This is a genomic window from Brevibacterium senegalense (genome assembly GCF_000285835.1).
Taxonomy (GTDB): Bacteria; Actinomycetota; Actinomycetes; order Actinomycetales; family Brevibacteriaceae; genus Brevibacterium; species Brevibacterium senegalense.
Window position 1 is genome coordinate 58,837 of the sequence record NZ_HE978607.1, and the last position, 22,243, is coordinate 81,079.

Below are 22,243 nucleotides of genomic sequence, written 5' to 3' on the forward strand. Positions count from 1 at the left end.
GAGCGCTCGCGCGCGTGTCACTTCAGGAAATCGGGGATGTCCAGGTCGGAGCTGTCGTAGCGCGACTCGTCCGGCAGGGACTGCGGCAGGTCATCCGTGCGCGCCGGCGCGGGGCGCAGCGGGGTGGGAGCGTCCTCGCCCTGCAGGACGGCGGGCTCCTCCGCCGCGCGCTCCTGGGTCTGCTCGACCGCGGCGCGCGGCTCCTCCGCACGGCCGACGGCCGGGGCGTCGCGCGTCTCCGAAGCCGGCACGTCGAAGCCGGCTGCGATGACCGTGATGCGGCACTCGTCGCCCAGATTGTCGTCGATGACCGCACCGAAGATGATGTTGGCCTCCGGATGCGCTGCCTCCTGCACGAGTCGTGCGGCCTCGTTCACCTCGAAGATGCCCAGGTCGGACCCGCCCTGCACGTAGAACAGCACGCCGTGGGCGCCTTCGATGCTGGCTTCCAGCAGCGGCGAGGCGATCGCGGCCTCCGCCGCCTGCACCGCCCGGTCCTCGCCGGTCGCGGCGCCGATGCCCATGAGCGCGGTGCCCGCGTTCTGCATGACCGCCTTCACGTCCGCGAAGTCGAGGTTGATGATGCCGGGGACGGCGATGACGTCCGTGATGCCCTGGACGCCGGAGCGCAGGACCTCGTCCGCCGAGTTGAAGGCGTCCAGCAGCGACACGTTGCGGTCGGAGATGGACAGCAGTCGGTCGTTGGGGATGACGATGAGGGTGTCGACCTCTTCGCGCAGCGTGCGGATGCCCGCCTCCGCCTGCGCGGACCGGCGGCGGCCCTCGAACGTGAAGGGGCGGGTCACGATGCCGATCGTGAGCGCGCCCAGCGACCGGGCGATGCGGGCGACGACGGGAGCGGATCCCGTGCCCGTGCCGCCGCCCTCGCCGGCGGTCACGAAGACCATGTCGGCGCCCTCGAGCGCCTCGCGGATCGCGTCCTCGGAGTCCTCGGCGGCCTTGCGGCCCACCTCCGGATCCGCGCCGGCGCCCAGACCGCGGGTCAGTTCGCGGCCGATCTCCAGCTTGAGATCCGCCTCGGACAGCAGCAGTGCCTGCGCGTCTGTGTTGATCGCGATGAACTCGACGCCGCGCAGGCCCACGTCGATCATCCGCTGGACGGCGTTGACGCCGCCGCCGCCGCAGCCGGCGACCTTGATGTCAGCTCCTGCGCTCTGGAATTCAGCCACGTCGGTTCCTCTTTCGACCCTGGGGATGGGCATAGCTCGATATGGGGTCGACGCTATTGGTCCAGCCCTCCGAGTGCAACGACTGGGGCCGGAGTGTCGGACGGCGATCCTCCGGAGACGCGCCGTTCAACCGGCGACGGGGACGTCCGGCACGGACACGTCGACCGTCTCGTTCCCCTCCTCCAGGAGGATCGCGGCGATCCGCGCCTTGCGCGCACCGTCCTCAGCGGATCCGAACATGATGAGGGCCTCCCCCTCGTCCGTGCGCACCCGCATCTCGAACTCGCCGTCCGCGGTGGCGCGCAGCTCCTCGACCGGGGCCGGGATCGCTCCATCGATCTGGGTGAGGAGGGCCGCCCCGTCGCGCGCGGCGGACGAGCCGTCGACGCCCTCGTCCGCGCGCAGGACCGGCAGTTCCAGACCGTCTGCGGGCACCTCGTCGATCCGCACGCCGCCCCCGTCGAACCGGGTGGCGGTCCCGCCCTCGACGATTGCGATGACCGGGGTGCGGTCGACGACCTCGATCCGCAGTGCGCGGGGGCCCGCGTACTCGATCGCGATCGATTCCGCTGCCGTGTGCGCCTCCTCCAGCCGGGTGCTGAGACGCTCGCGTCGCACCTGCGGCAGAGGGACGCCCAGCACCTGCTCCTCGGCGTCCGCCCGCACGGCGTCCCGGTCGACCAGTTCACCGCCGGTCACCGTCACCTCGTCGACCTCGAGCAGCGGGGAGAACCAGGCCACCGCCGCGATCGCGACGAGCGCGCCCACGATCCCCAGCGCCGTGGCCCAGCGGACCGTGCGCGCCCGCAGACGGCTGCGACGGAGATCCCGGAGGTCATCCGCTCCGCTCATGCCCCGCCCAGGGCCTCGACGATCTCCGGTCCCAGCACGGTGACGTCGCCGGCGCCCACCGTCAGCACGATGTCGCCGGGCCGCACCCGGTCCAGCAGGTGCGGGACGACCTGGGTGAAGGCGGGCAGGAACGCGACGGAGTCGTGTGGGACCTCGTCTGCGACGATCGCGCCGGTGACGCCGGGGACGGGGTCCTCGCGGGCGGGGAACACGTCGAGCACGACGACGTCGTCCGCGATGCCCAGCGCCCGGCCGAACTCCTCGCGGAAGTTCTGCGTCCGCGAGAAGAGATGGGGCTGGAAGACGACGTGCACGCGCCCGCCGGGGTCCACGACGTCCTTCGCGGCGGTCAGCAGCGCCGTGATCTCCGTGGGGTGGTGCGCGTAGTCGTCGTAGACGCGCACGCCCGCGGCCTGCCCGCGGAACTCGAAGCGGCGGCGGGTGCCGTGGAATCCGCTCAGGCCGGCGGCGGCCTGAGCGGGGTCGTAGCCCAGTGCGGCCGCGGTGCAGACAGCGGCCGCGGCGTTGAGCGCGTTGTACCCGCCCGGCTGGTTGAGCCGCACGGCGATATCGTCGCCGTCCAGGGTCAGCGTGAACGTCTGGCTCTGCCCCCGCGCCTCGACGGGGACGACGCGGGCGGTGCGGAACGACGCCGAGGCCGCGGCCGGGTCCTGCTGCGCCGTCCCGTAGCCGATGACGTCCGCACCGCGGGCCGCGGCGGCGTGGGCGATCGCGCGGGCGCCGGGGTCGTCGAGGCACGCGACGAGGGTGCCGCCGGAGTCCGCGACGCGGCGGGCGAACGCGTGGAACGCCTCATCCACGGCCTCGGCGGTCCCGTAGTGGTCCAGGTGGTCGGCCTCGACGTTCGTGACGATGCCGACGGCCGGCGAGTACAGGAGGAACGAGCCGTCTGACTCGTCCGCCTCCGCGACGAACACGTCGCCGGTGCCCTCGTGGGCGTTCGCACCCGTCGCGGTGAGGATGCCGCCGATCACGAACGACGGGTCCGCCGCGCACGCCTGGAGCGCGACGGTCGTCATCGAGGTCGTCGTCGTCTTGCCGTGGGTGCCCGCGACCGCGACGGCCCGCCGGTCGGTCATGAGTGCGCCCAGGGCCGCCGAGCGGTGGATGATCCGAAGCCCCCGCTCCCGTGCGCGGGTGAGCTCCGGGTTGTCCGCGCGGATCGCGGAGGACACGACGACCGTCTGCGCCGCGTCGACCGCGTCACCCGCGTGGCCGATGTCGACGTGCGCGCCCAGGGCCCGCAGGCCGGTGACGACATCGGAGTCGCGGGCGTCGCTGCCGGACACCTCGATCCCGCGCGCCAGCATGACCCGGGCGATGCCGGACATCCCCGCGCCGCCGATCCCGATGAAGTGGACGCGCCCCAACCGGGCCGCCGGGACGATGGCGTCCGCCGCTTCCGTCATGCTCACTCCCCACCTGTCCGATAGAACCGCTCGTGCTTCGTCCACTGCTGTGGCCCGTACTCGCGGCCGGGGTGCTCGATGCCCGCCGCGTCGTAGACCATGTGGGTCATCGTGCGCGCGGCGGTGCCGGGGAAGGACTCCCGGCGCGCGGCCTCGCGCATGGCCGTCAATCGTTCGTCGTCCGTGACGAGCGGCAGGACCGTCTCCCGGACGAGGTCCCCGGTGAAGTCTGCGTCGTCGATGAGGAGCGCCGCACCGGCGTCCACGTGCGCGGCGGCGTTGAGCCTCTGCTCGCCGTTGCCGATCGCCAGGGGGACGAAGACCGCGGGCACCCACATGACGCTCACCTCTGCGACCGTGCCCGCCCCCGCGCGGCACACGAGGAGGTCCGCGGCGAGGTACGCGTTCTCCATCCCGTCGACGTAGTCGCGGACGTGGTAGTGCGGCTGGTCCGCGACGGCCTCGCGCAGCGCCTCGCCCTTGCCGGCCCCCGTGATGTGGAGGACCTGGACGCCTGCCTCCCCGATCGACTGCGCGGCGGCGGCCAGCGCGTCGTTGAGCGACTGGGCGCCCAGCGAACCGCCGGTCACGACGAGGGTGGGGAGCTCCTCATCGAGCTCGAGCGCGCGGCGCGCGGCGCGGCGCTGCTCCTCCTCGTCGTAGTCGACGGCCTCGATCCGGGCGCGCATGGGCATGCCCACGTGCCGGCCCTTCAGCGGGGTCCCCGCGAACGCGTAGCCCACGAGGTCGGACCGCGTGAGGAGTGCGCCCACGCGGTTCGCCAGGCCCGGGCGCGCGTTCGCCTCATGGACGACGATGGGCGTGCCCGTACGCCGCGCGGCCAGGTAGGCCGGCGTCGAGACGTATCCGCCCACCCCCAGCACCACGTCGACGCTGCGCTCGCGCAGCAGCTGGACGACCTGGGACACGGCCCCGCGGAAGCGGCCGGGGAACCGCAGCGCGTCTGCGTTCGGGCGGCGCGGCATCGGCACCTTGGCGATGGTCTCGAGGTCGTAGCCGGCGGCCGGCACCAGGCGGGTCTCGAGACCCTCCTGCGTGCCCAGCACGACGATGTCCGCGTCCGGTTCCTGGAACCGGATGTCGTCGGCGATCGCCAGCAGCGGCGAGACGTGGCCGGCGGTGCCGCCGCCGGCCAGCAGTACGGACAGCGTCATGGGCGACCTCCGGAGGTGCGAGCGAGGATGGACAGAGAGCGACGGCGGCGGCGCGGGCGCAGCGCGTCGCGCGCGCCCGGCTCCTGGCGCGCGAACGCGAGGACGACGCCGGCGGCCAGGAGGTTCGCGACGAGCGCGGATCCACCGTACGACACGAACGGCAGCGGCACGCCGATGACGGGCAGCAGCTTGACGACGACGGAGATGTTGACGGCCGCCTGGCCGATGATCCACATGAAGACCGCCATCGTCGTCACGCGCATGAGCGGGTCGCGCGCGCGCAGCGAGACGCGCAGCAGGCCCCACGCCAGCGCGGCGAAGAGAGCGATGACGAGCAGCGTGCCCGCCAGCCCCAGCTCCTCGCCGATGATCGCGAAGATGAAGTCGTTGTGCGCCTCCGGCAGCCACGACCACTTCTCGCGGCTGGCGCCCAGTCCCACCCCGAAGAGTCCGCCGGAGGCCAGCGCGTACTCGCCGTGGGACGACTGCCAGTGCGTCCCCAGCATGTCGTCGGCGGAGGCGCCCTCGTGCCCGCTCACCGACGCGAGGACGCGCTGGAGCCGGTTGGGGCTCGTGATGACGAAGAGGCCCACCGCGACCGCACCTGCGGCCGCGGTGCCGAAGACCGTGCCGACCGGCAGATCGGAGACGAAGAGGGCCCCCAGGAAGAGGAGGAAGACGATGATCGCGGTGCCCAGGTCGCGTCCGGCCATGATGAGGCCTCCGGCGGCCACGAGTCCGGCAAGTGCGATCCCCCACGACCGCCACACGTGCTGACGGACGTCGTTGCGTCCCAGTTCGGCGCCCAGCCACAAGGCGAAGGCGATCTTGAGCAGCTCCGCCGGCTGCAGACGCAGCGAGCCCACGACTGCGATCCAGCTGCGCGAACCGTTCACCTCGACGCCCAGCGGGGTGAGTGTGAGGGACTGCAGCGCCAGCGCCAGGAGGAACCCGATCCAGGCGAGCGGTCTCCACCACCCCGGTCCCAGCCGCGAGAGCGCCATCATCCCGATGACGCCCGCGACCGCGAACATCGCCTGCCGTGCGAAAATCCCGAACGAATTCCCCTCACCGCCGTCGTACGCGGTGATCGAGGACGCGGACAGCACCATGATGAGGCCGAAGCCGGTGAGTGAGAGGACGCTCACGAGGATGACGACGTAGCTGGTCGCCGGAAGCTCCAGGACGCGCTTGAGTCCCGCGACCGGGCCCAGACCGGCGGATGCGCCGTCCGTCCCCCGCTCACGGGTCGCAGTCGTCTCCTCGCCCACGACCGCCGGCCCCCTCATCCGTCCGCGGCTGCCGGGTGCGACAGGAGGTGGGCGCGCACGGCCTCGCCGAAGCGCTCGCCGCGGGCCCGGTAGTCGACGAACTGGTCCATGCTCGCGGCCGCCGGGGCCAGCAGCACGGTGTCGCCCGGCTGCGCTGCCTGCGCAGCCAGTTCGACGGCCCGCCGGGCGACGGCGTCTTCCCGCTGCGGCCCGGAGGGGACCGCGGAGTCCACAACGACCTCGGCGACGGGGACCTCCGGGGCGTGTCGGGCGAGGGCCTCACGCAGGGCGGTGCGGTCCTCGCCGATCAGCACGGCGGAGCGCAGCCGCGGCGCGACCCGGGAGACCAGATCGTCGACGGACGCGCCCTTGAGGAGCCCGCCCGCGATCCAGACGGCGGAGTCGCAGGCAGCCAGTGCCGCGGCGGCGGCGTGCGGGTTCGTCGCCTTCGAGTCATCCACCCACCGGATGCCGTCCGCCTCCGCGAGGAGGCGCGACCGGTGGTCGCCGGGCGCGTGCGCGCGCAGGCCGTCGCGGACCGCACCCGTGGGCACGTCCACGGACCGGGCCAGCGCAGCGGCCGCCAGCGCGTCCGCGATGTGGTGGGGGCCCGGATCGTCGGTTCCCACGGCGGCCGCGACATCGGCCAGCGAGCCCAGCTCGGCGGCGGACGAATAGCGCTGCGGGATGAAGGCGCGGTCGACGAGCACGTCCTCGACGAGCCCCAGTGAGCCGGGACCGAGCACGCCCAGCGTGAAACCCACCGCGCGGGCGCCCTCGACGACGTCCGCGTCCTCCACGAGTGTGCGGGTGGCGGGGTCCTCGACGTTGTAGACGCAGGCGCGGACGACGTTCTCATACGCGCGGCCCTTGTCCGCGCGGTACGCCTGCGCCCCGCCGTGCCAGTCCAGGTGGTCGTCCGCGATGTTGAGGACGGCGGCGGCGTGCGCACCCATCGAGAACTGCCAGTGCAGCTGGAAGCTGGACAGCTCGATCGCCAGGACGTCCAGCTCCGGATCCAGCACGGCCTCGAGGAGGGGATCGCCGATGTTGCCGCACGGACGGGTCCGCAGACCCGCGGCGGTGAGCATCGACGCGAGCATCGTCGTCGTGGTCGTCTTCCCGTTCGTGCCGGTCACGACCAGCCACGGCGCGCTGTTCGCGCCGCGCACCCGCCAGGCCAGCTCGACCTCGCCGATGACGGGGATGCCGGCGGCGCGGGCACCTGCGAGCACGGGTGAGTCGGGACGCCAGCCGGGCGACGTGACGACGAGGTCGAACAGCCCCCCGTCGCGGGGCTGGGGCAGCGCCTCGACGTGCTGCGGTCCGCGCCGCACGTCGACGTCGAAGACCTCGAGGATGCGGATGCGCTCCGACTCGTCGCGGCGCGTGTCGCCGTCGACCAGCGTGACGGCGGCACCGCGCTCCCCCAGGTGGGCCGCGACCGGGAACCCGGACACGCCCAGCCCGGTGACGAGGATCCGCAGACCGTCCAGCGACGAGTCCGGTCCCTGCAGGGCGGCGGGCACGCGGTCCGCGTGCGGGTAGGACTCCGCGAGTGCGGACGCGCGCGCGGCCGGGGCGGGGACGGGATCAGTCAAGGTGCGCCAGCCATTCCGCGTAGAACAGGGCGACGCCGCCGATCACGAAGAGGACGGCGATGATCCAGAAGCGCACGACGATCGTGACCTCCGCCCAGCCCTTCAACTCGAAGTGGTGCTGCAGGGGCGCCATCCGGAACACGCGCTTGCCGGTCGTCTTGAACGACGCAACCTGGATGATGACGGACAGCGTGATGATGACGAAGAGTCCGCCCAGGACAACCAGCAGGAGCTCCGTGCGCGAGAGGATCGCGATGCCCGCCAGGGCGCCGCCGATCGCCAGCGAGCCGGTGTCGCCCATGAAGATCTTGGCCGGAGAGGTGTTCCACCAGAGGAAGCCCAGGCAGGCCGCGGTCATGGCCGCACCCACCATTGCCAGGTCGCGCGGGTCGCGGACCTCGTAGCAGCCGGCGGCCGCGGTGGTCTGCAGAGCGCAGTTCTGCGTCGACTGCCAGAGCGTGATGATGATGTATCCCGTGAAGACGACGACGGCGGACCCGGCCGCCAGCCCGTCCAGGCCGTCCGTGAGGTTCACGGCGTTCGACACGGCGGTGACGATGAGGTTCGCCCACAGGATGAAGAGGATGAAGCCCACAGCGGCGCCCGCGAACGCCAGATCGATCGGCAGGTCCCGGGCGAAGGAGATCGCCGTCGACGCCGGCGTGCTGCCGGACTCGTTGGGGAACAGCAGCGCCAGGACGGCGAACGAGACGCCCACGAAGCCCTGTCCCAGGATCTTCCCCAGCGGGCGCAGACCCAGGCTGCGCTGCTTCGACACCTTGATGTAGTCGTCCAGGAATCCGACCGTGCCCAGTCCCACCGCCAGCCAGAGGACCAGCAGTCCGGACACGGTGGGGACGGAGCCGGTGAGCAGGTGTCCCAGGAAGTAGGCGAGGACGGCGGAGCCGATGATGACGACGCCGCCCATCGTGGGCGTGCCCCGCTTGGTCGCATGGGACTTGGGTCCGTCGTCGCGGATGAACTGGCCGTAGCCGCGCTTGACGAGGACGCCGATGAAGGCAGGGGTGCCGACGAGGGCGAAGACGAGCGCGAAGACCGCGGCGAGGATGACGGCGATCATGACGTGACCGTCACTCCGGCGATCTCATCGCCCAGGAACCGCAGACCCACGTCGTTCGACGACTTGAAGAGCACGAGGTCGCCCGGCTGCAGCTCCGCCTTGAGCAGATCGCGGGCCTCGGCGACGGTGGGGACCCACACGGCCTCGTTGCCCCACGAGCCCTCGAGCTCGGCGGCCTGGAAGGCCGGGCGCGCGCCCTCGCCCACGACGACCGTGCGGTCGATGTTGAGGCGGACGACCAGCTCGCCGATGTCCGCGTGCGCCTGGCGGGACTCCTCCCCCAGCTCCAGCATCTCGCCGATGACGGCGATCGTGCGGCGGGACGGGCTCTCCTCGTCCCCGCGGCCCATGGCCGCGAGCGTCTTGAGGGCCGACCGCATCGAGTCCGGGTTCGCGTTGTACGCGTCATTGAGCACCGTGATGCCGCTGGGCGAATCGATGAGCTCCATCCGCCAGCGGCTGGCGGCACCGGAGGTCGCCAGGGTCGTGACGATCGACCGTGCGGAGAGGCCGCAGCTGTGCGCGACCGCCGCGGCCGCCAGCGCGTTCGACACATGGTGCTCGCCCACGAGCGCCAGCTCGACGTCCGCGGGGTCCGCGCCCGGCACGTGCAGCGCGAAGCGGGGACGGCCGGAGGCGGCCGTGACGACCCCCTCCGCAAACACGACCGGGGCGTCCGATCCGTCGACGCTCGTACGGCCGGAGGCGGAGAACCAGAGGACGTCGACGCCCTCGCCCAGCACGTCCGCCATCGCGCGCACGCGCGGGTCGTCGGCATTCAGCACCGCCACACCGCCGGGACGCAGCGACTCGACCAGCTCCGCCTTCGCGCGGGCGGTGTTCTCGATCGACCCGAAGACGCCGGAGTGCGCCGTGCCGACCATGAGTTCGACGGCGACGTCCGGTGTCACGAGAGAGGTGAGGTAGGTGAGGTTGCCGATCGAGCGGGCGCCCATCTCCAGCACGAGGAAGCGGGTCGACTCGTCCGCCCGCAGCGCGGTCAGGGGCACGCCCACCTCGTTGTTGAACGACTTGGGCGGCCACACCGTCTCGCCGGCGGACGACAGCAGGTCGCCCACGAGGTCCTTGACGGTCGTCTTGCCGGCGGACCCGGTGATCGCGACGACGGTCAGATCGCCCGCCTCCCGCAGGGCCTCGACGTTGAGTCGCGCGAGCCTGCCCAGCGCCTCCGTCGCGTCCTGCACCACCAGGGTGGGCAGGTGCTCCCCGTCGACGGTGGGCACCGCCTCCGCCACGATGAGGGAGGCGCCGGCGGCCAGGGCGGCCGGGGCGAAGTCGAGTCCGTCGCGCTGATCGCCCCGCCGGGCTACGTAGATGTCACCGGTCGAGACGTCGCGGGAGTCCGTCACGACTCCGGCGGAGAGCTGTGCGTCCGGTGCGATGCCGTAGAGCTCACCGCTCGTGGCATCGGCCAGATCCTGTGCTGAGAAAGGCTTCATATCAATCCTGAACTCTACCGGCTGCGCGGTGGCCCGGATGCGAGGCGATCGCCTCGCGTGTCCGCTCCCGGTCGTCGAACGGGTGGACCTCACCGGCGATCTCCTGGCCCGTCTCGTGCCCCTTCCCGGCGACCAGGACCGTGCCCGTGCCGCCCGCCCGGCGGACCGCCTCGATGATCGCGTCCGCGCGGGAGGCGCACTCCTGAAGGTCCTCCACCGCGGTGCGCGCATCCCCCGCCGCGATCGCGTCTCGGGCACCCGCCAGGACCGCCTCGCGGATCGTCGCCGGATCCTCCGAGCGGGGGTTGTCGTCCGTGACGATCACCACGTCCGCGCGGCGCACCGCGACGGCCCCCATCGCATGTCGCTTCGACGCGTCGCGGTCGCCGCCGGCCCCCACGACCAGCACGAGCGGCGAACCGGTCCCGTCCAGGCCGCCCAGCACCTTGTCGAGCGCGTCCGGGGTGTGCGAGTAGTCGACGACTGCCAGCGGACCGGCCTCGTGGACGCGCTCCATGCGGCCGGGGACCACCACCGCGAGGTCGTCGGCGGCCTCGGTCAGCCGCTCCGCCGTCTCTCCCGCCGCGTGCAGCATCGCGAGAGCCAGCGCCGTGTTCGTGCGGTTGAAGTCCCCCGGCAGGGGTGAGCGGGCCGGGACCCGCCCGCCGTCCGGCAGGTGGAGGACGAAGTCCTCAGGGGCCTCGGACCTCTCCAGCCGGTAGTCAGGGGTCCGCGCGGGGTCCGCGGACAGCGACCGGACGGGCACCGTCGCCGCGCGCAGCATCCGCTCGCCCCACTCGTCGTCGACGACGACCACTCCGGCGCGCGCGTGCGCGGGGGTGAACAGCGTCGCCTTCGCCGCGAAGTAGTCGTCCATCGTGGGGTGGAAGTCCAGGTGGTCCTGACTCAGGTTCGTGAAGCCCGCGACCCGGAACAGCGCGCCGTCCGCGCGGTGCTGCGCCAGCGCGTGCGAGGACACCTCCATCGTGCAGGCGTCGACGCCCCGGTCGCGCATCCGACGGAAGAGGCGGTGCAGGTCCGGCGCCTCCGGCGTCGTCCGCACGCTCGGCTCGCGGACCCCGGCGATCGTCGTCTCGACGGTTCCGATGAGCCCGGTCGTCCGCCCCAGCCGGCGCAGCAGCGCGTCGAGGATGAAGGCGGTCGTCGTCTTCCCGTTCGTGCCGGTCAGTCCGTACAGGTGCGGGGACTCCGGATCCGTGCCGAAGACCTGTGCAGAGATCCCTCCCAGCACCGTGCGCGGCTCCTCGACGAGGACGACGGAGAGATCGCCGAGGACGATCTCGCCCGCGCGCAGGAGGTCCAGTCCGCGGGTGTCGGTGAGCACGGCGCGGACGCCGCGGGCCAGCACATCCGCCGCGAACTCCGCGCCGTGCACGCGAGCGCCCGGCAGCGCCGCCCACAGGTCTCCCGCGGCGGCCTGGCGGGAGTCTTGCGACACCCCGTCGACGGCGCGGTCCGGATCCCCCAGGATCCGGGCGGCGGACGGCAGGTCGAGGTCGGAGAGCTTCATCATTCCCATTCGGTCGGTGTGTCGGAGGGTTCACCGGTGGACAGCGGCACCCGCAGATGACGGAGTGCGAATCCCGTCACATCGGAGAACACCGGAGCGGCGGACTGTCCACCGTAGTAACCCTTGCGGGGTCGCTGCAGTGTGACGGACACCGCGATGCGCGGATCTTCGGCGGGGGCGACACCCACGAACGAAGCGGTGTAGCCATCGTAGCCGCCGCCCTCCTCCGCGGGAGCCTGCGCGGTGCCGGTCTTGCCCGCCACCCGATAGCCGGGCACGGCCGCGTTCCCGGCAGTGCCGTCCACCACCACGTGCTCGAGCATGTCGAGCACCTGGTCCGCGGTCTCCTCAGACACGACCCGCGTCCCCGCGGTCGTCTCCGCCGGCGTGAAGCGGCCGGACGCGTCGACGGTGCCGTCGACCAACTGCGTCTGGGGCAGCACACCGCCGTTCGCGATCGCGGCCATCGCCGCGGTCGTCTGCACGGCGGTCGCGGTCATGCCCTGCCCGAACATGACCGTGTACTTCGTGCGGCCGTCCCACTCGTCGACGGGGTGGACGACGCCTGAGGATTCACCGGGGAAGCCCACGGCGGTGGCCTCTCCGAATCCGAACCGGGTGAAGTACTCGTACCGCTGGTCGGAGGACAGCTTGTCACCGGCCAGGATCGTGCCGGTGTTCGACGACTGCGCGAGGATCCCGGTGAGTGTGAGCTTCTGATCCTCGTGGGCGGACGAGTCGCGGAACTCCTCGTCATTGGGCGCGGTCCATCGGTCCGGCACCGTGAACTCGTCCGTGGGGGTGTGCAGGCCCTCCTCCAGGAGTGCGGCGACCGTGATCATCTTGGCGGTGGACCCCGGCTCGAAGGCGGCGGTGAAGACGCGGGCACCGCGGTCCTCCGCGTCGACCGCGGACGGATCGTTGGGGTCGACGCTGGGCGACTCCGCCGCTGCGAGGAGCTTCCCGGTCTTCACGTCCGTCATGACGATCGAGGCCCACTCCGCCTCGTGCTCGTCCGCCGCCTCCGCCGCGGCCTCCTGCAGGTAGTGCTGGATGGTCGGATCGATCGTGAGGCGGATGCCGGTGCCGTCGACTGCCGGGGTGATGCTCGTGTCGCCCAGCGGGATCCGCTCGCCGCGCAGTCCGCGCTCGTACTGCTGCACACCGTCGACGCCCGCCAGCTGATCGTCGTACCTGTACTCGAGGCCCGCCAGCGGCTCGCCGTCCGAACCCACGAATCCCACGAGGCTGCCGGCGACCGCGCCGGAGGGGTAGGACCGGATCGCGTACTCCTCGAACGTGATGCCGGGGATGTCGAGGGCTGCGATCTCGTCCCGCACCTCGCTGGTGAGTCCCGTCGCCACGACGTTCCACCGACGGTCGCCGTCCAGCTTGGGGTGGAGGAGCCCCGGATCCGTGTCGAGCACGGTCGCGAGGTCCTGCGCGGCCCCCCACGCCCCCAGCGGCTCACCGTCCTCGTCCGCGTAGTCGGCCACGTTCTGCTGGTCGACCACGACGCGGAACCGCGCGGCGTTGCTGGCGAGGGTCGTCCCGTCCGCCGTCTGGATGACGCCGCGGTGCGCGGGGATCGCGACCTCCGTGAGGCGTCCCTCCAGCGCGCGTTGGGCCGCCTGCTGCTGGTCGACGCCCTGGATCGCGACGAGGTTCCACAGGACGAGGCAGAGGATGCCCACCGAGGCGACGCCCACGAGACGGATCCGACCGGCCGGGGAGAGCCTCCATCGCCTCCGAGTGCGGGGCGCCTGTCCCATCCGGTCTCCTCCCGTCCTGTCTGCGTCGTCTCCGGGTCAGCCCCCCGGCGGGGTCTGGGCCGGAGCGGTGAATTCCCCTGCGTCGCCGCCCACCACGGGCAGACGCTCCGGCGAGCGTAGATTGGGTCGGACGTCCTCGCGCGCATCGGCACGCGGTCCCGGGATCCTCACAGGAGATTCCTCTGCGGGATCCGCCCCGCCCGCCTGCTCCGGGGTGAGGATCTCCCCCGTCGACAGATCGACGAACTGCGGCGAGGTGTCGCGCTTCATCCCGTTCTCCTCCGCGAACGACGCGATGTTCTGCGGACTCTCGCGGTAGGCGATGTCCTCCGACAGTCGGTCCCGCTGGTCCTGGAGCGCCGTCTGCTGGTCCGTGAGCTCCTGCACCTTGAACGTCGTGTGCGACACGAGGATGTTGGCGACGAGGCCCACGACCACTCCCACGAGGACGATGAGGAGGACCTGGACGGCCGTGGACACGCGTGGGCGTGCCGGCTCCGGCAGCACCAGCCGCAGCCGGCGCTGGGTCCGCCGGGCGGGGACGACCGGCGACCGGCGCGGCGCGGCGGTCGCGCGCGGGGGCATCGTGCGGACGGGTGCGCTCATCGTGCCTCTCCGATCTTCTGGACGGCCCGCAGCCGGACGCTGGCGGAACGCGGGTTGCTCTCGATCTCCTGAGCGGACGCCTTCTCCGCACCGCGCGTGAGGGGACGCAGCCAGGCCTGCAGCTCCGGCGGGACGACCGGCAGCTCGGGCGGAGCCTGGTCCGTCGTCCCGTCCGCGAAGATGCGCTTGACGATGACGTCCTCGAGTGACTGGTAGGACTCGATGACCGCGGTGCCGCCCAGGTGGAGGCGCCGCAGCGCGGCGGGGAGCGCGGTGGAGAGGGAGTCCAGCTCGCGGTTCACCTCGATCCGCAGCGCCTGGAACGTGCGCTTCGCCGGGTGCGATCGCTTCCGCTTCGCCGGCCCGTCGCCCACGACGCGCTCCAGGAGTCCTGCGAGCTGCTGGGACGTCTCCCACGGGCGCTCAGCGCGGTCCGCGACGACCGCGCGGGCGATGCGGCGGGCCTGCCTCTCCTCGCCGTAGTCCCGGATCACGCGCACCAGCTCGTCCTCGTCGTACGTGTTGAGGACGTCCGCCGCGGTGAGCCCGCGGGTCTGGTCCATCCGCATGTCCAGCGGCGCGGGACGCGAGTAGGAGAACCCGCGCTCGTCCTCGTCCAGCTGGAGGGAGGAGACGCCCAGGTCCAGGAGCAGGGAGCTGATGGCGTCCACTCCCAGGTCGTCCAGCACCGCTTCCAGCTCGTCGTCGACCGCGTGGACCGCGATGAGCCTGTCGCCGAAGCGCGCCAGCCGCTCCCCCGCCCGTGCGAGCGCGTCCGGGTCCCGGTCGAGCCCGATGACGCGCGCATCCGGGTGGGCCTCGAGGATGCCCTCCGCGTGTCCGCCCATCCCCAGGGTCCCGTCGACGACGTAGGGGGTCGTCCCCGCCTCCCGTGCGGCGGCGACACCGACGCCCACGAGTTCCACGCAGCGCTCGAGGAGCACCGGGGTGTGGGCGAACCGGTCCATGTCGCGCGTCCTTCCGGTCGGGTCCGTCTGAGGGGTGCGAACCGCGGGGGATGCCGCGGTTCGCGTGCTGCGCTGGGTCCAGAACCCCGTCCGCCCGCGCCCTGCCACCGGGGAAGTGCGTCAGGACCTGCAGGCTTCGGAACCGGGGAAGTGCCCCGAAACCACAGGCGGGCGAGGATCTCGATCCAGCGCTCGAGGATCAGATGACTCCGGGGATCACCTCGTCCGAGCGATCCGAGAAGCCCTGCTCCGTCTCCGCCAGGTACTGCTCCCACGTGGGGGCATCCCAGATCTCCGCACGGTTGCCCATGCCGATCACGGCGACGTCGCGATCCAGCCCTGCGTACTGCCGCAGGGCCTGCGGAACCGTGACCCGACTCTGCTTGTCGGGCTGCTCCGCCGACGCCCCCGAGAGGAACACGCGCAGGTAGTCCCTCGCCTGCCGGCTCGTCATGGGCGCCGCCCGCATCTGCTCGTGGACGCTCTCGAACTCGCTCGTGGAGAACACGGTGAGGCAGCGCTCCTGCCCTCGTGTCAGCACCAGCCCGTCCGACAGCTCCTCACGGAACTTCGCGGGGAGGATGAGGCGGCCCTTGTCGTCCAGCCGCTGCATGTGCGTGCCGAGGAACACGGTGCCCCACCCCCTTCGGATCCCCTGGGGGCTCCGATGGCTCCCACTGTACTCCACTTGCCTCCACATAATGCCGGATCCAACGCGTGTTTGACCAGAAGAACATTGTTTCCGCAGGTCAGATAGGTGGAGGAAAGTGGTGGCGGCGCCTCGATCCGCGTGTCACGGCGCGTCGCTCCGGGGGCGTCACGGCACCAGCAAAGGCCCTGATCCGCGGTCCTGCGGCACGGAAACGGGCCCGTGGAGGGACGTGGGGAGACCGGGTGGAGGGAAGTGGGGAGACCCGGTGGAGGAGGGTGGGGCGGAGTGCGGAGAACCTCGCTGAGTGGTGTCGCGGCGACCGGGTGGGTGAGAATGGGGGCATGACCGCGCTCGGGAACGACCACATCACCCACATCCAGGCCATCGCGCAGAAGTCGCGATCGGCGATGAACACGGTGCTCGACGGCAAGGACCACGCCGTCCGCACGGCGCTCATCACCCTCTTCGCCGGCGGCCACCTCCTCCTGGAGGACGTGCCGGGAGTGGGCAAGACCCTGCTCGCGAAGGCGCTGGGCCGCGTGGTCGGGGGCAGCGTCCGCCGCATCCAGTTCACCCCGGACCTGCTGCCGTCGGACGTCGTGGGCGTGAGCATCTTCAACCAGGAGACCCGCGCCTTCGAGTTCCGCGCGGGGCCGGTGTTCGCGAACGTGGTCATCGCGGACGAGATCAACCGCGCCTCCCCCAAGACCCAGTCGGCGATGCTCGAGTGCATGGCGGAGAACCAGGCGAGCGTCGACGGCACCACGTACCGCATGCCGCAGCCGTTCATGGTCGTCGCGACGCAGAACCCCGTCGACATGGAGGGGACCTACACCCTGCCCGAGGCGCAGCGCGACCGCTTCACCGCACGCATCTCGATCGGCTATCCGTCGACACAGGCGGAGATGGACATGCTCGACCACCACGTCGACCACGACCCGCTCTCCCGGACCCCCGCGGTCACGACCCTCGACGAGGTGACGCAGGCGCGCGACCTCATCCGCCACGTGTCCGCCAGCCCGGAGCTGCGCGCGTACGTCGTCTCGCTGCTGGACGCCACGCGCGCGGACCCCGCCGTGTCCCTGGGCGCCTCCCCGCGCGCGGGCGTGCAGCTGCTGCGCACCGCGAAGGTCATGGCCGTGCTGGCCGGGCGCGGCTACGCGACGCCGGACGATATCCAGGCGCTCGCGGTCGACGTCCTCGCCCACCGCATCGTCCCGCGCGAGGGCGACGACCCGCAGCTGGCCGCGTCCCTCGTCCGCGACATCCTCCGCCGCGTGCCGGTGCGCTGATGCGCCCCACCGCCTCCGGGATCGTCTTCCTCCTCCTCGGAGCGGCACTGGCGATCGCGGCCTATCGTTTCTCGCTTCCGGGCATGCTGCCAGCGGGCATCCTCCTCGTGGGCCTCGTCGTCGTGTCCGCGCTCGTCGTGCTGCTGGCCTCCGGGCGGATCGAGGTCTCCCTCTCCTCCCGCTCGCGCCGCGTCGACGGCACGGCGCTCACCGCGGTGGGGGCGGAGACCCCGATCGACGTCCACGTCCGCAACCGGACCCCGCTGCCGATCGGCTCGTTCGCCGTGGAGATCGCGATGGAGGACGGGTTCGGACCGGACCGCAGCCTGCGCATGCCGGGCCTGTCCGCCCGTGCCCACGACGCCGCTCCCCTCGTCGTCTCGCCCACGCGCCGCGGCATGAGCGGTGTGGTGGACGTGCACATCCGCATCGACGGACCGTTCGGCCTCGTCACGCGGACGCGGAAGACGGGCTGCCGCCTGCCCGTCGCGGTCGCGGTGCCCGACCAGCGGCTGCCGCTGACCGGATCGCCCCGGTCCTCCGCGCAGCCCATGGACTCCCGGCACCTCATGCGGGGCACGTCGACCCTCGACTTCCACACGCGCGAGTACGTCCCCGGCGACGACATCCGCCACATCCACTGGGCCTCGACCGCACGCCTGGGCGAACTCATGGTGCGCGAGCGCGCGCACGAGGAGACGCCGCTGGCCGTCGTCCTGCTCGACACGCTGGGACCGGACCCGGACGGGCACGGGGCGGACATCGCCGTGACCGCGGCCGCGGCGGCCGCGATGCAGCAGCTCGATCGCGACGCGGATCTCATCCTGCATTCCGGGGACGTCCGCGTGAACGCGTCGGGAGGTCGCGGACGCGACGCGGTCCGCCTGGAATCCGCCCGCCATTCCGCAGGCGCGCAAGTTCCCGACGATGTGCGGGTGCCCGCCACCGCATGGCACGTGACCATCTGCGCCCTCACGACGGACCGGGCGGACGCCCTCACCCGGATCCTGCCCAAGGGCGTCGCCCGCTCCCGCTTCGTCGTCGAGGAGCTCCCCGACCCCGGCGTCGGCCTCGACACCGCACTGTTCGGCGGCGCCCTCACCCTCCCGCACGAATGGCGCAGCGGCACAGGAGGCACCCGATGACAGCGACCGCACACGCCCCCGCTCCGCAGCAGCCCGCACCGCCGCACTCCCACGAGTCCGGCGGTGCGGAGACCGTGGCTCCCTGGGTCGCCGCCATCGCCACCGCGGTGGCGATGACGCTGGCGGCCGTGAGCGTGAGCGCCGTCTTCGCGGACTGGGCCTGGTTCACCCCCACCGTCGTCATGATCCTGCTGGTCGTCGTGAGCGGCGCACTGCTGCGCGCCGTGCCGGCGATCCGCGCCACCGGCTCCGCCGTGCTGGGGCAGTGCCTCGTGGGAGTCGTCGGTGCGCTCTACCTGTGCGTACCGTCCGCCATGCCCTTCGGCCTGCCCACGCCCGTCGCGTTCGGCGAGCTCTTCTCCCTGCTGGGCCAGGGCGTCGACGACATCTACTCGACGATCGCGCCCGCTCCCTCCACGCCGGGCTTCACCGCGATCCTCGTCGTGGGGATCGGTCTCATCACGATCCTCATCGACGGTCTGGTCTCCGATCTGCGCGCCCCCAAGATGGGCGGCATCCTCCTGCTCCTCATCTGGGTCATCCCCGTCATCGTCGCGGGTCCCCAGCTGCAGTGGTTCCACTTCGCTGCGATCGGCCTGGCGTTCGTCGTCCTCATGCTGTCCCGGTACCTCGCCCAGCGCGTGCGGAGGGCCGCCGCCTTCTCCGTCCTGGCGGGCGCGCTGGCGCTGCTGCTGGGCGTGGGTCTGCCCTTGGTCCTGCCGCCGGTCGACCAGCGCCCGCAGCAGCCGCTGGGGACGCCGGAGGACATCACCGTCGTGAATCCGTTCCTGGATCTGCACGCGGACCTCGACCCGTCCAACGACGACGTCGTCCTCACCTACTCCTCCGACGACCCGCTGGCCCCTCCCCTGCGCCTCACCAGTGTGAGCGCCTTCGACGGGACGACGTGGATGCCGGAGCCCTTCGACATCGACCCGTTCGCGGTCGCGGTCGACGGGATGCCGCGCCCGGAGGGCGTTGCGGCGGACACGCCGGTCGTCGAGCGCACGGCGGAGATCGCCGTCCAGGGACTCGACGAGCAGCACCTGCCCTCCCCCTACTCGCCGGCCACCGTCGACGGTGTCGAGCGACGCTGGATCTACGACCCGTCCACCCTCACGATCGTGGGCAACGGGGTGCTCTCGACGGACGCCCAGTACACGATCGGCTACCGCTCGATCGAGCCCACACCGGCCCAGCTGGCCCAGGCCCAGCCGGTCGACGCGGAGCAGTTCGAGTCCACTCTGGCGCTGCCGAACGACGTGCCGGAGGTGATCGGACAGACGGCGGAGGAGGTGACCGCCGGGTCGGAGAACCAGTGGGAGGCCGCGGTCGCACTGCAGGACTGGCTGCGCAGCGACGAGTTCGAGTATTCGCTCGATGCGCCCGCGGACGCGTCCGGGTCCGCGCTGGAGGACTTCCTGCGCGACCGCCGCGGTTACTGCGTCCAGTTCTCCGGGGCCATGACGGCGATGGCTCGGTCGCTGGGCATCCCCGCCCGGATCGGCGTGGGGTTCACCGCGGGCACTCCCACCGGTGACGGTGAGTACGAGGTCCGCATGAATCAGGCGCACGCCTGGCCCGAGCTGTACTTCGAGGGCGCGGGCTGGGTCCGCTTCGAGCCCACCCCCGGCGGACCGGCCGGCGACCCGCCGCCGTGGACGACGGAGGGCTCCGCGGGCGAGGACGAGGCCCAGGAGACCGAGGCTCCGGAGGAGGAGTCGTCGCCTCAGCCCACCCCCGGTGCGGAGGAGTCCGCACCGCAGGAGACGCAGGCCCCCGAGGCCGCGGAGGACGGCGAGCCCACCGGGGCCGGAGTGCCCCTGTGGCTGGCGGTCGCCGGCGGCGTCGTCCTCCTGCTCCTGCTGCTGGCGGTGCCCGCCCTGCTCCGTCTCCTCACGCGGCGCTCGCGCCTGTCCGGTGACGACGCCGCCCGGACCGAGGGCGTGTGGGAGGAGATCGCGGCCTCCACGATCGATGCGGGACTCCCGTGGGACCGGTCCCGGACGCTGCGGGACCAGCACGAGAGGATCGCCGCGGACCTGGAGCCGGACGACGTCCGTCTGCTGGACCAGGCGACCGAGGCCGCAGAGGCGCTGCGGTACGGGGACGGCATCCCGGAGGGGACCGCCCTGAGCGGACACGAGGCCGCCCGCCTGGTCCAGCGGGTCCGTGCGACGCAGTCGAAGGAGATCGGACCCTGGTCGCGGGTCCGAGCGGTCGTCCTGCCGCGCAGCCTCACGCAGCGTCCGCAGGCCCCGCGGACGTGAGACAGGCCCCGCGGACATGAGAGGAGCCGCCCACTCGGATTCCGAGTGGGCGGCTCCTCCTCTGCCTGCGTGGGCGGATCCTCCTCTGCCGGAGACCGCCGCCGAGACCTCAGGTGCGGGTCAGCGCAGTCTCACTGGCCGCCGCGGCGCTTGTCCCAGCGGTCCTCCATGCGGTCCATGAAGCCGGGGCCGCGCTGCCCGCCCGAGCCGGGCTTCCGGCCGGGGCCGGACGGACCGCCGCCGGTCGCACCGCCCGGGGTGCCGGGGGCCGAGGACCCGTTGGACGTCGACGACATGGCCCAGAAGCCACCGGCGACCATGACGACGAAGCCCAGGATCCCCAGCGGCCAGAAACCGGACCAGATCGCGCCCAGCACGATCGCGAGTCCCACCACCACACCGACCACGCCGATGACGACGCGCGTCGCGGAGAAGCCTCCGCCGGTTCCCAGCTGCGGTTCCTCGGAGATGTTCTTGGCGAAGCTGGGGTCGTCGCGGAGCTGCTTCTCGAGCTGGTCCAGCAGCTGCTGCTCGTGGTCTGAGAGAGCCATCCCGATCTCCTCGCTTCGTGTTCGTCGGAGCATCTGCGGTCTCTCACCGGACCCGCTCCGGGACCTGCCGAGATACTCATACTCCATGATAGTCGTCAACCTGGGAAAACTCCCAGTCGTCACTCGTCTGTGAGGAAGGACGCAGGCGCGATCGAGTGGTCGCCGAAACGGCGTCGCACCTCGTCGAGCGCCGTCTGCGCGTCCCTGGCCCCGCGCCGCTCGCCCGCGTCCTCCGCGCGGGGCGGCGACACCGCCCCGTCGCCGTCCACGTCGAACAGCGACGCCTGGCGGCCGGACTCCGCGAGCGGCACCAGGTCGTGCGCGCGCACACCCAGCAGCCGGACGCCCTTCCGGTGCGTCCGCCGCAGGCCGCGCAGGGCGGGGAGCAGCGCCGCGTGCAGGTCGGCCGGCAGGTCCGACGGTGCGGGCAGGGTCGCGGACCGCGACAGCGTCGTGAAGTCGTCCAGCCGGTACTTGAGGCCCACGCCGCGTGCAGCGGACCCGTCCGCCCGCAGGCGGGCCGCGACGTCGTCGCACAGGCGCAGCAGCGCGTGCTCCAGCCTTCCCTGGTCCCACACGTCCTCACCGAACGTCCTCTCCGCGCTCACCGAGGGGTCCTTGGGCACGCTGTGCAGGGGGCGGTCATCGCGGCCGTGCGCGAATTCGTGGAGCCGGCGACCGTGTGCGCCGAAGGTCCGCTCGACCCACCGCGGGTCCGCGTCCGCCAGGTCCGCGACCGTGCGGATGCCGAAGCGCGCCAGGCCGCGCTGCGTGCTCTGCCCCACTCCGGGCAGCGCCTCGACCGGCAGGGGCCGCAGGAAGTCGTCGACGCGATCCACCGGGACCACCAGCATGCCGTCCGGCTTGGCCCGGGTGGACGCCAGCTTCGCGACGACCTTCGTCGACGCGACGCCCACGGACGCGGTCAGACCAGTCTCCCGCTTGATCCGCTCCCGGATCCCGGCGGCGATCCGGGCGGGAGATCCCAGCCTGCGCAGTGCCGAGGTGACGTCGACGTACCCCTCGTCGATGCTGACCCGGGAGACGTCCGGGGTGACCTGCTCGACGATGTCGAAGACGCGACCCGACCAGAGGCTGTACTGGCCGCGCGACGGGGGGATGAGGACCGCGTTCGGGCAGAGCTGCAGTGCGCGGGAGACGGGCATCGCGGAATGGACTCCGTACGCGCGGGCCTCATAGCTGGCGGAGGCGACGACGCCCCGAGCGCCGCGTCCGCCCACGATGACGGGGAGGCCCGCGAGGTCCGGCCGGTTGAGCAGCTCCACACCCACGAAGAAGGCGTCCATGTCCAGGTGGAGGATCACGCACCCCGTGTCGTCCGTGCCCAGCCGCTCAGGATCCTCACGGCCGCGGGAAAGCTGCTTCCTGCTCACTC

The 22,243-nt window shown here is 72.2% G+C and carries 18 protein-coding genes; 3 read left to right on the forward strand and 15 right to left on the reverse strand.

All coding sequences use genetic code 11. The annotated features are described in order from the left end of the window. Window positions 1-17 precede the first annotated feature (17 nt). From ftsZ to mraZ, 13 genes are all read right to left on the reverse strand, one after another. Entirely contained in the window at window positions 18-1,190 is a 1,173-nt protein-coding gene (gene ftsZ, locus HGBR_RS12960) for a cell division protein FtsZ (protein WP_019159774.1), read from the reverse strand. A gap of 126 nt (window positions 1,191-1,316) precedes the next feature. After that, window positions 1,317-2,042 (reverse strand): cell division protein FtsQ/DivIB, encoded by a 726-nt coding sequence (locus HGBR_RS12965; protein WP_019159775.1) that lies wholly within the window; start codon window positions 2,040-2,042, stop codon window positions 1,317-1,319. After that, window positions 2,039-3,472 carry a UDP-N-acetylmuramate--L-alanine ligase gene (murC, locus tag HGBR_RS12970; protein WP_019159776.1) on the reverse strand — a complete coding sequence of 478 codons (1,434 nt, stop codon included), beginning with the start codon at window positions 3,470-3,472 and terminating at the stop codon, window positions 2,039-2,041. The genes HGBR_RS12965 and murC overlap by 4 nt, the downstream gene beginning before the upstream one ends. A 2-nt stretch (window positions 3,473-3,474) precedes the next feature. Continuing rightward, window positions 3,475-4,647 carry a UDP-N-acetylglucosamine--N-acetylmuramyl-(pentapeptide) pyrophosphoryl-undecaprenol N-acetylglucosamine transferase gene (locus tag HGBR_RS12975; protein WP_019159777.1) on the reverse strand — a complete coding sequence of 391 codons (1,173 nt, stop codon included), beginning with the start codon at window positions 4,645-4,647 and terminating at the stop codon, window positions 3,475-3,477. Continuing rightward, window positions 4,644-5,936 carry an FtsW/RodA/SpoVE family cell cycle protein gene (locus tag HGBR_RS12980; RefSeq protein WP_147522498.1) on the reverse strand — a complete coding sequence of 431 codons (1,293 nt, stop codon included), beginning with the start codon at window positions 5,934-5,936 and terminating at the stop codon, window positions 4,644-4,646. The genes HGBR_RS12975 and HGBR_RS12980 overlap by 4 nt, the downstream gene beginning before the upstream one ends. Next, window positions 5,933-7,519 carry a UDP-N-acetylmuramoyl-L-alanine--D-glutamate ligase gene (murD, locus tag HGBR_RS12985; RefSeq protein WP_019159779.1) on the reverse strand — a complete coding sequence of 529 codons (1,587 nt, stop codon included), beginning with the start codon at window positions 7,517-7,519 and terminating at the stop codon, window positions 5,933-5,935. The genes HGBR_RS12980 and murD overlap by 4 nt, the downstream gene beginning before the upstream one ends. Next, window positions 7,512-8,600 carry a phospho-N-acetylmuramoyl-pentapeptide-transferase gene (gene mraY / locus HGBR_RS12990; protein ID WP_019159780.1) on the reverse strand — a complete coding sequence of 363 codons (1,089 nt, stop codon included), beginning with the start codon at window positions 8,598-8,600 and terminating at the stop codon, window positions 7,512-7,514. Before mraY ends, murD begins: the two co-directional genes overlap by 8 nt. Next, a complete protein-coding gene (locus HGBR_RS12995) occupies window positions 8,597-10,060 on the reverse strand; it encodes a UDP-N-acetylmuramoyl-tripeptide--D-alanyl-D-alanine ligase (RefSeq protein ID WP_019159781.1) in 1,464 nt (487 codons plus the stop codon). Before HGBR_RS12995 ends, mraY begins: the two co-directional genes overlap by 4 nt. 1 nt (window position 10,061) lies before the next feature. Then, complete coding sequence (locus HGBR_RS13000) at window positions 10,062-11,591, reverse strand: UDP-N-acetylmuramoyl-L-alanyl-D-glutamate--2,6-diaminopimelate ligase (RefSeq protein WP_245533345.1); 1,530 nt, start codon at window positions 11,589-11,591, stop codon at window positions 10,062-10,064. Beyond that, window positions 11,591-13,363 (reverse strand): peptidoglycan D,D-transpeptidase FtsI family protein, encoded by a 1,773-nt coding sequence (locus HGBR_RS13005; RefSeq protein ID WP_026077589.1) that lies wholly within the window; start codon window positions 13,361-13,363, stop codon window positions 11,591-11,593. The genes HGBR_RS13000 and HGBR_RS13005 overlap by 1 nt, the downstream gene beginning before the upstream one ends. Before the next feature lie 36 nt (window positions 13,364-13,399). Beyond that, window positions 13,400-13,969: a cell division protein FtsL gene (ftsL, locus tag HGBR_RS17960; RefSeq protein ID WP_019159784.1), complete on the reverse strand. Its 570-nt coding sequence runs from the start codon at window positions 13,967-13,969 to the stop codon at window positions 13,400-13,402. After that, window positions 13,966-14,937, reverse strand: coding sequence for a 16S rRNA (cytosine(1402)-N(4))-methyltransferase RsmH (rsmH, locus tag HGBR_RS13015; RefSeq protein ID WP_019159785.1), 972 nt, complete (start codon window positions 14,935-14,937; stop codon window positions 13,966-13,968). Before rsmH ends, ftsL begins: the two co-directional genes overlap by 4 nt. Window positions 14,938-15,136: 199 nt before the next feature. Then, window positions 15,137-15,568, reverse strand: coding sequence for a division/cell wall cluster transcriptional repressor MraZ (mraZ, locus tag HGBR_RS13020; protein ID WP_019159786.1), 432 nt, complete (start codon window positions 15,566-15,568; stop codon window positions 15,137-15,139). A gap of 362 nt (window positions 15,569-15,930) precedes the next feature. Here mraZ and HGBR_RS13025 point away from each other — a divergent pair, with 362 nt between their 5' ends. The 3 genes from HGBR_RS13025 to HGBR_RS21065 are packed head-to-tail and all read left to right on the forward strand — an operon-like array spanning window position 15,931 to window position 20,296. Continuing rightward, window positions 15,931-16,881, forward strand: a complete 951-nt coding sequence (locus HGBR_RS13025; RefSeq protein WP_019159787.1) for an AAA family ATPase — start codon at window positions 15,931-15,933, stop codon at window positions 16,879-16,881. Then, window positions 16,881-18,026 carry a DUF58 domain-containing protein gene (locus HGBR_RS13030; RefSeq protein WP_019159788.1) on the forward strand — a complete coding sequence of 382 codons (1,146 nt, stop codon included), beginning with the start codon at window positions 16,881-16,883 and terminating at the stop codon, window positions 18,024-18,026. Before HGBR_RS13025 ends, HGBR_RS13030 begins: the two co-directional genes overlap by 1 nt. Beyond that, a complete protein-coding gene (locus HGBR_RS21065) occupies window positions 18,023-20,296 on the forward strand; it encodes a transglutaminase TgpA family protein (RefSeq protein WP_019159789.1) in 2,274 nt (757 codons plus the stop codon). Before HGBR_RS13030 ends, HGBR_RS21065 begins: the two co-directional genes overlap by 4 nt. A gap of 131 nt (window positions 20,297-20,427) precedes the next feature. Here HGBR_RS21065 and HGBR_RS13040 read toward each other — a convergent pair whose 3' ends face one another. Both HGBR_RS13040 and dinB read right to left on the reverse strand, forming a co-directional pair. Further along, window positions 20,428-20,847 (reverse strand): DUF3040 domain-containing protein, encoded by a 420-nt coding sequence (locus tag HGBR_RS13040; protein WP_019159790.1) that lies wholly within the window; start codon window positions 20,845-20,847, stop codon window positions 20,428-20,430. 119 nt (window positions 20,848-20,966) lie between these two features. After that, entirely contained in the window at window positions 20,967-22,241 is a 1,275-nt protein-coding gene (dinB, locus tag HGBR_RS13045) for a DNA polymerase IV (RefSeq protein ID WP_040365110.1), read from the reverse strand. Window positions 22,242-22,243 lie beyond the last annotated feature (2 nt).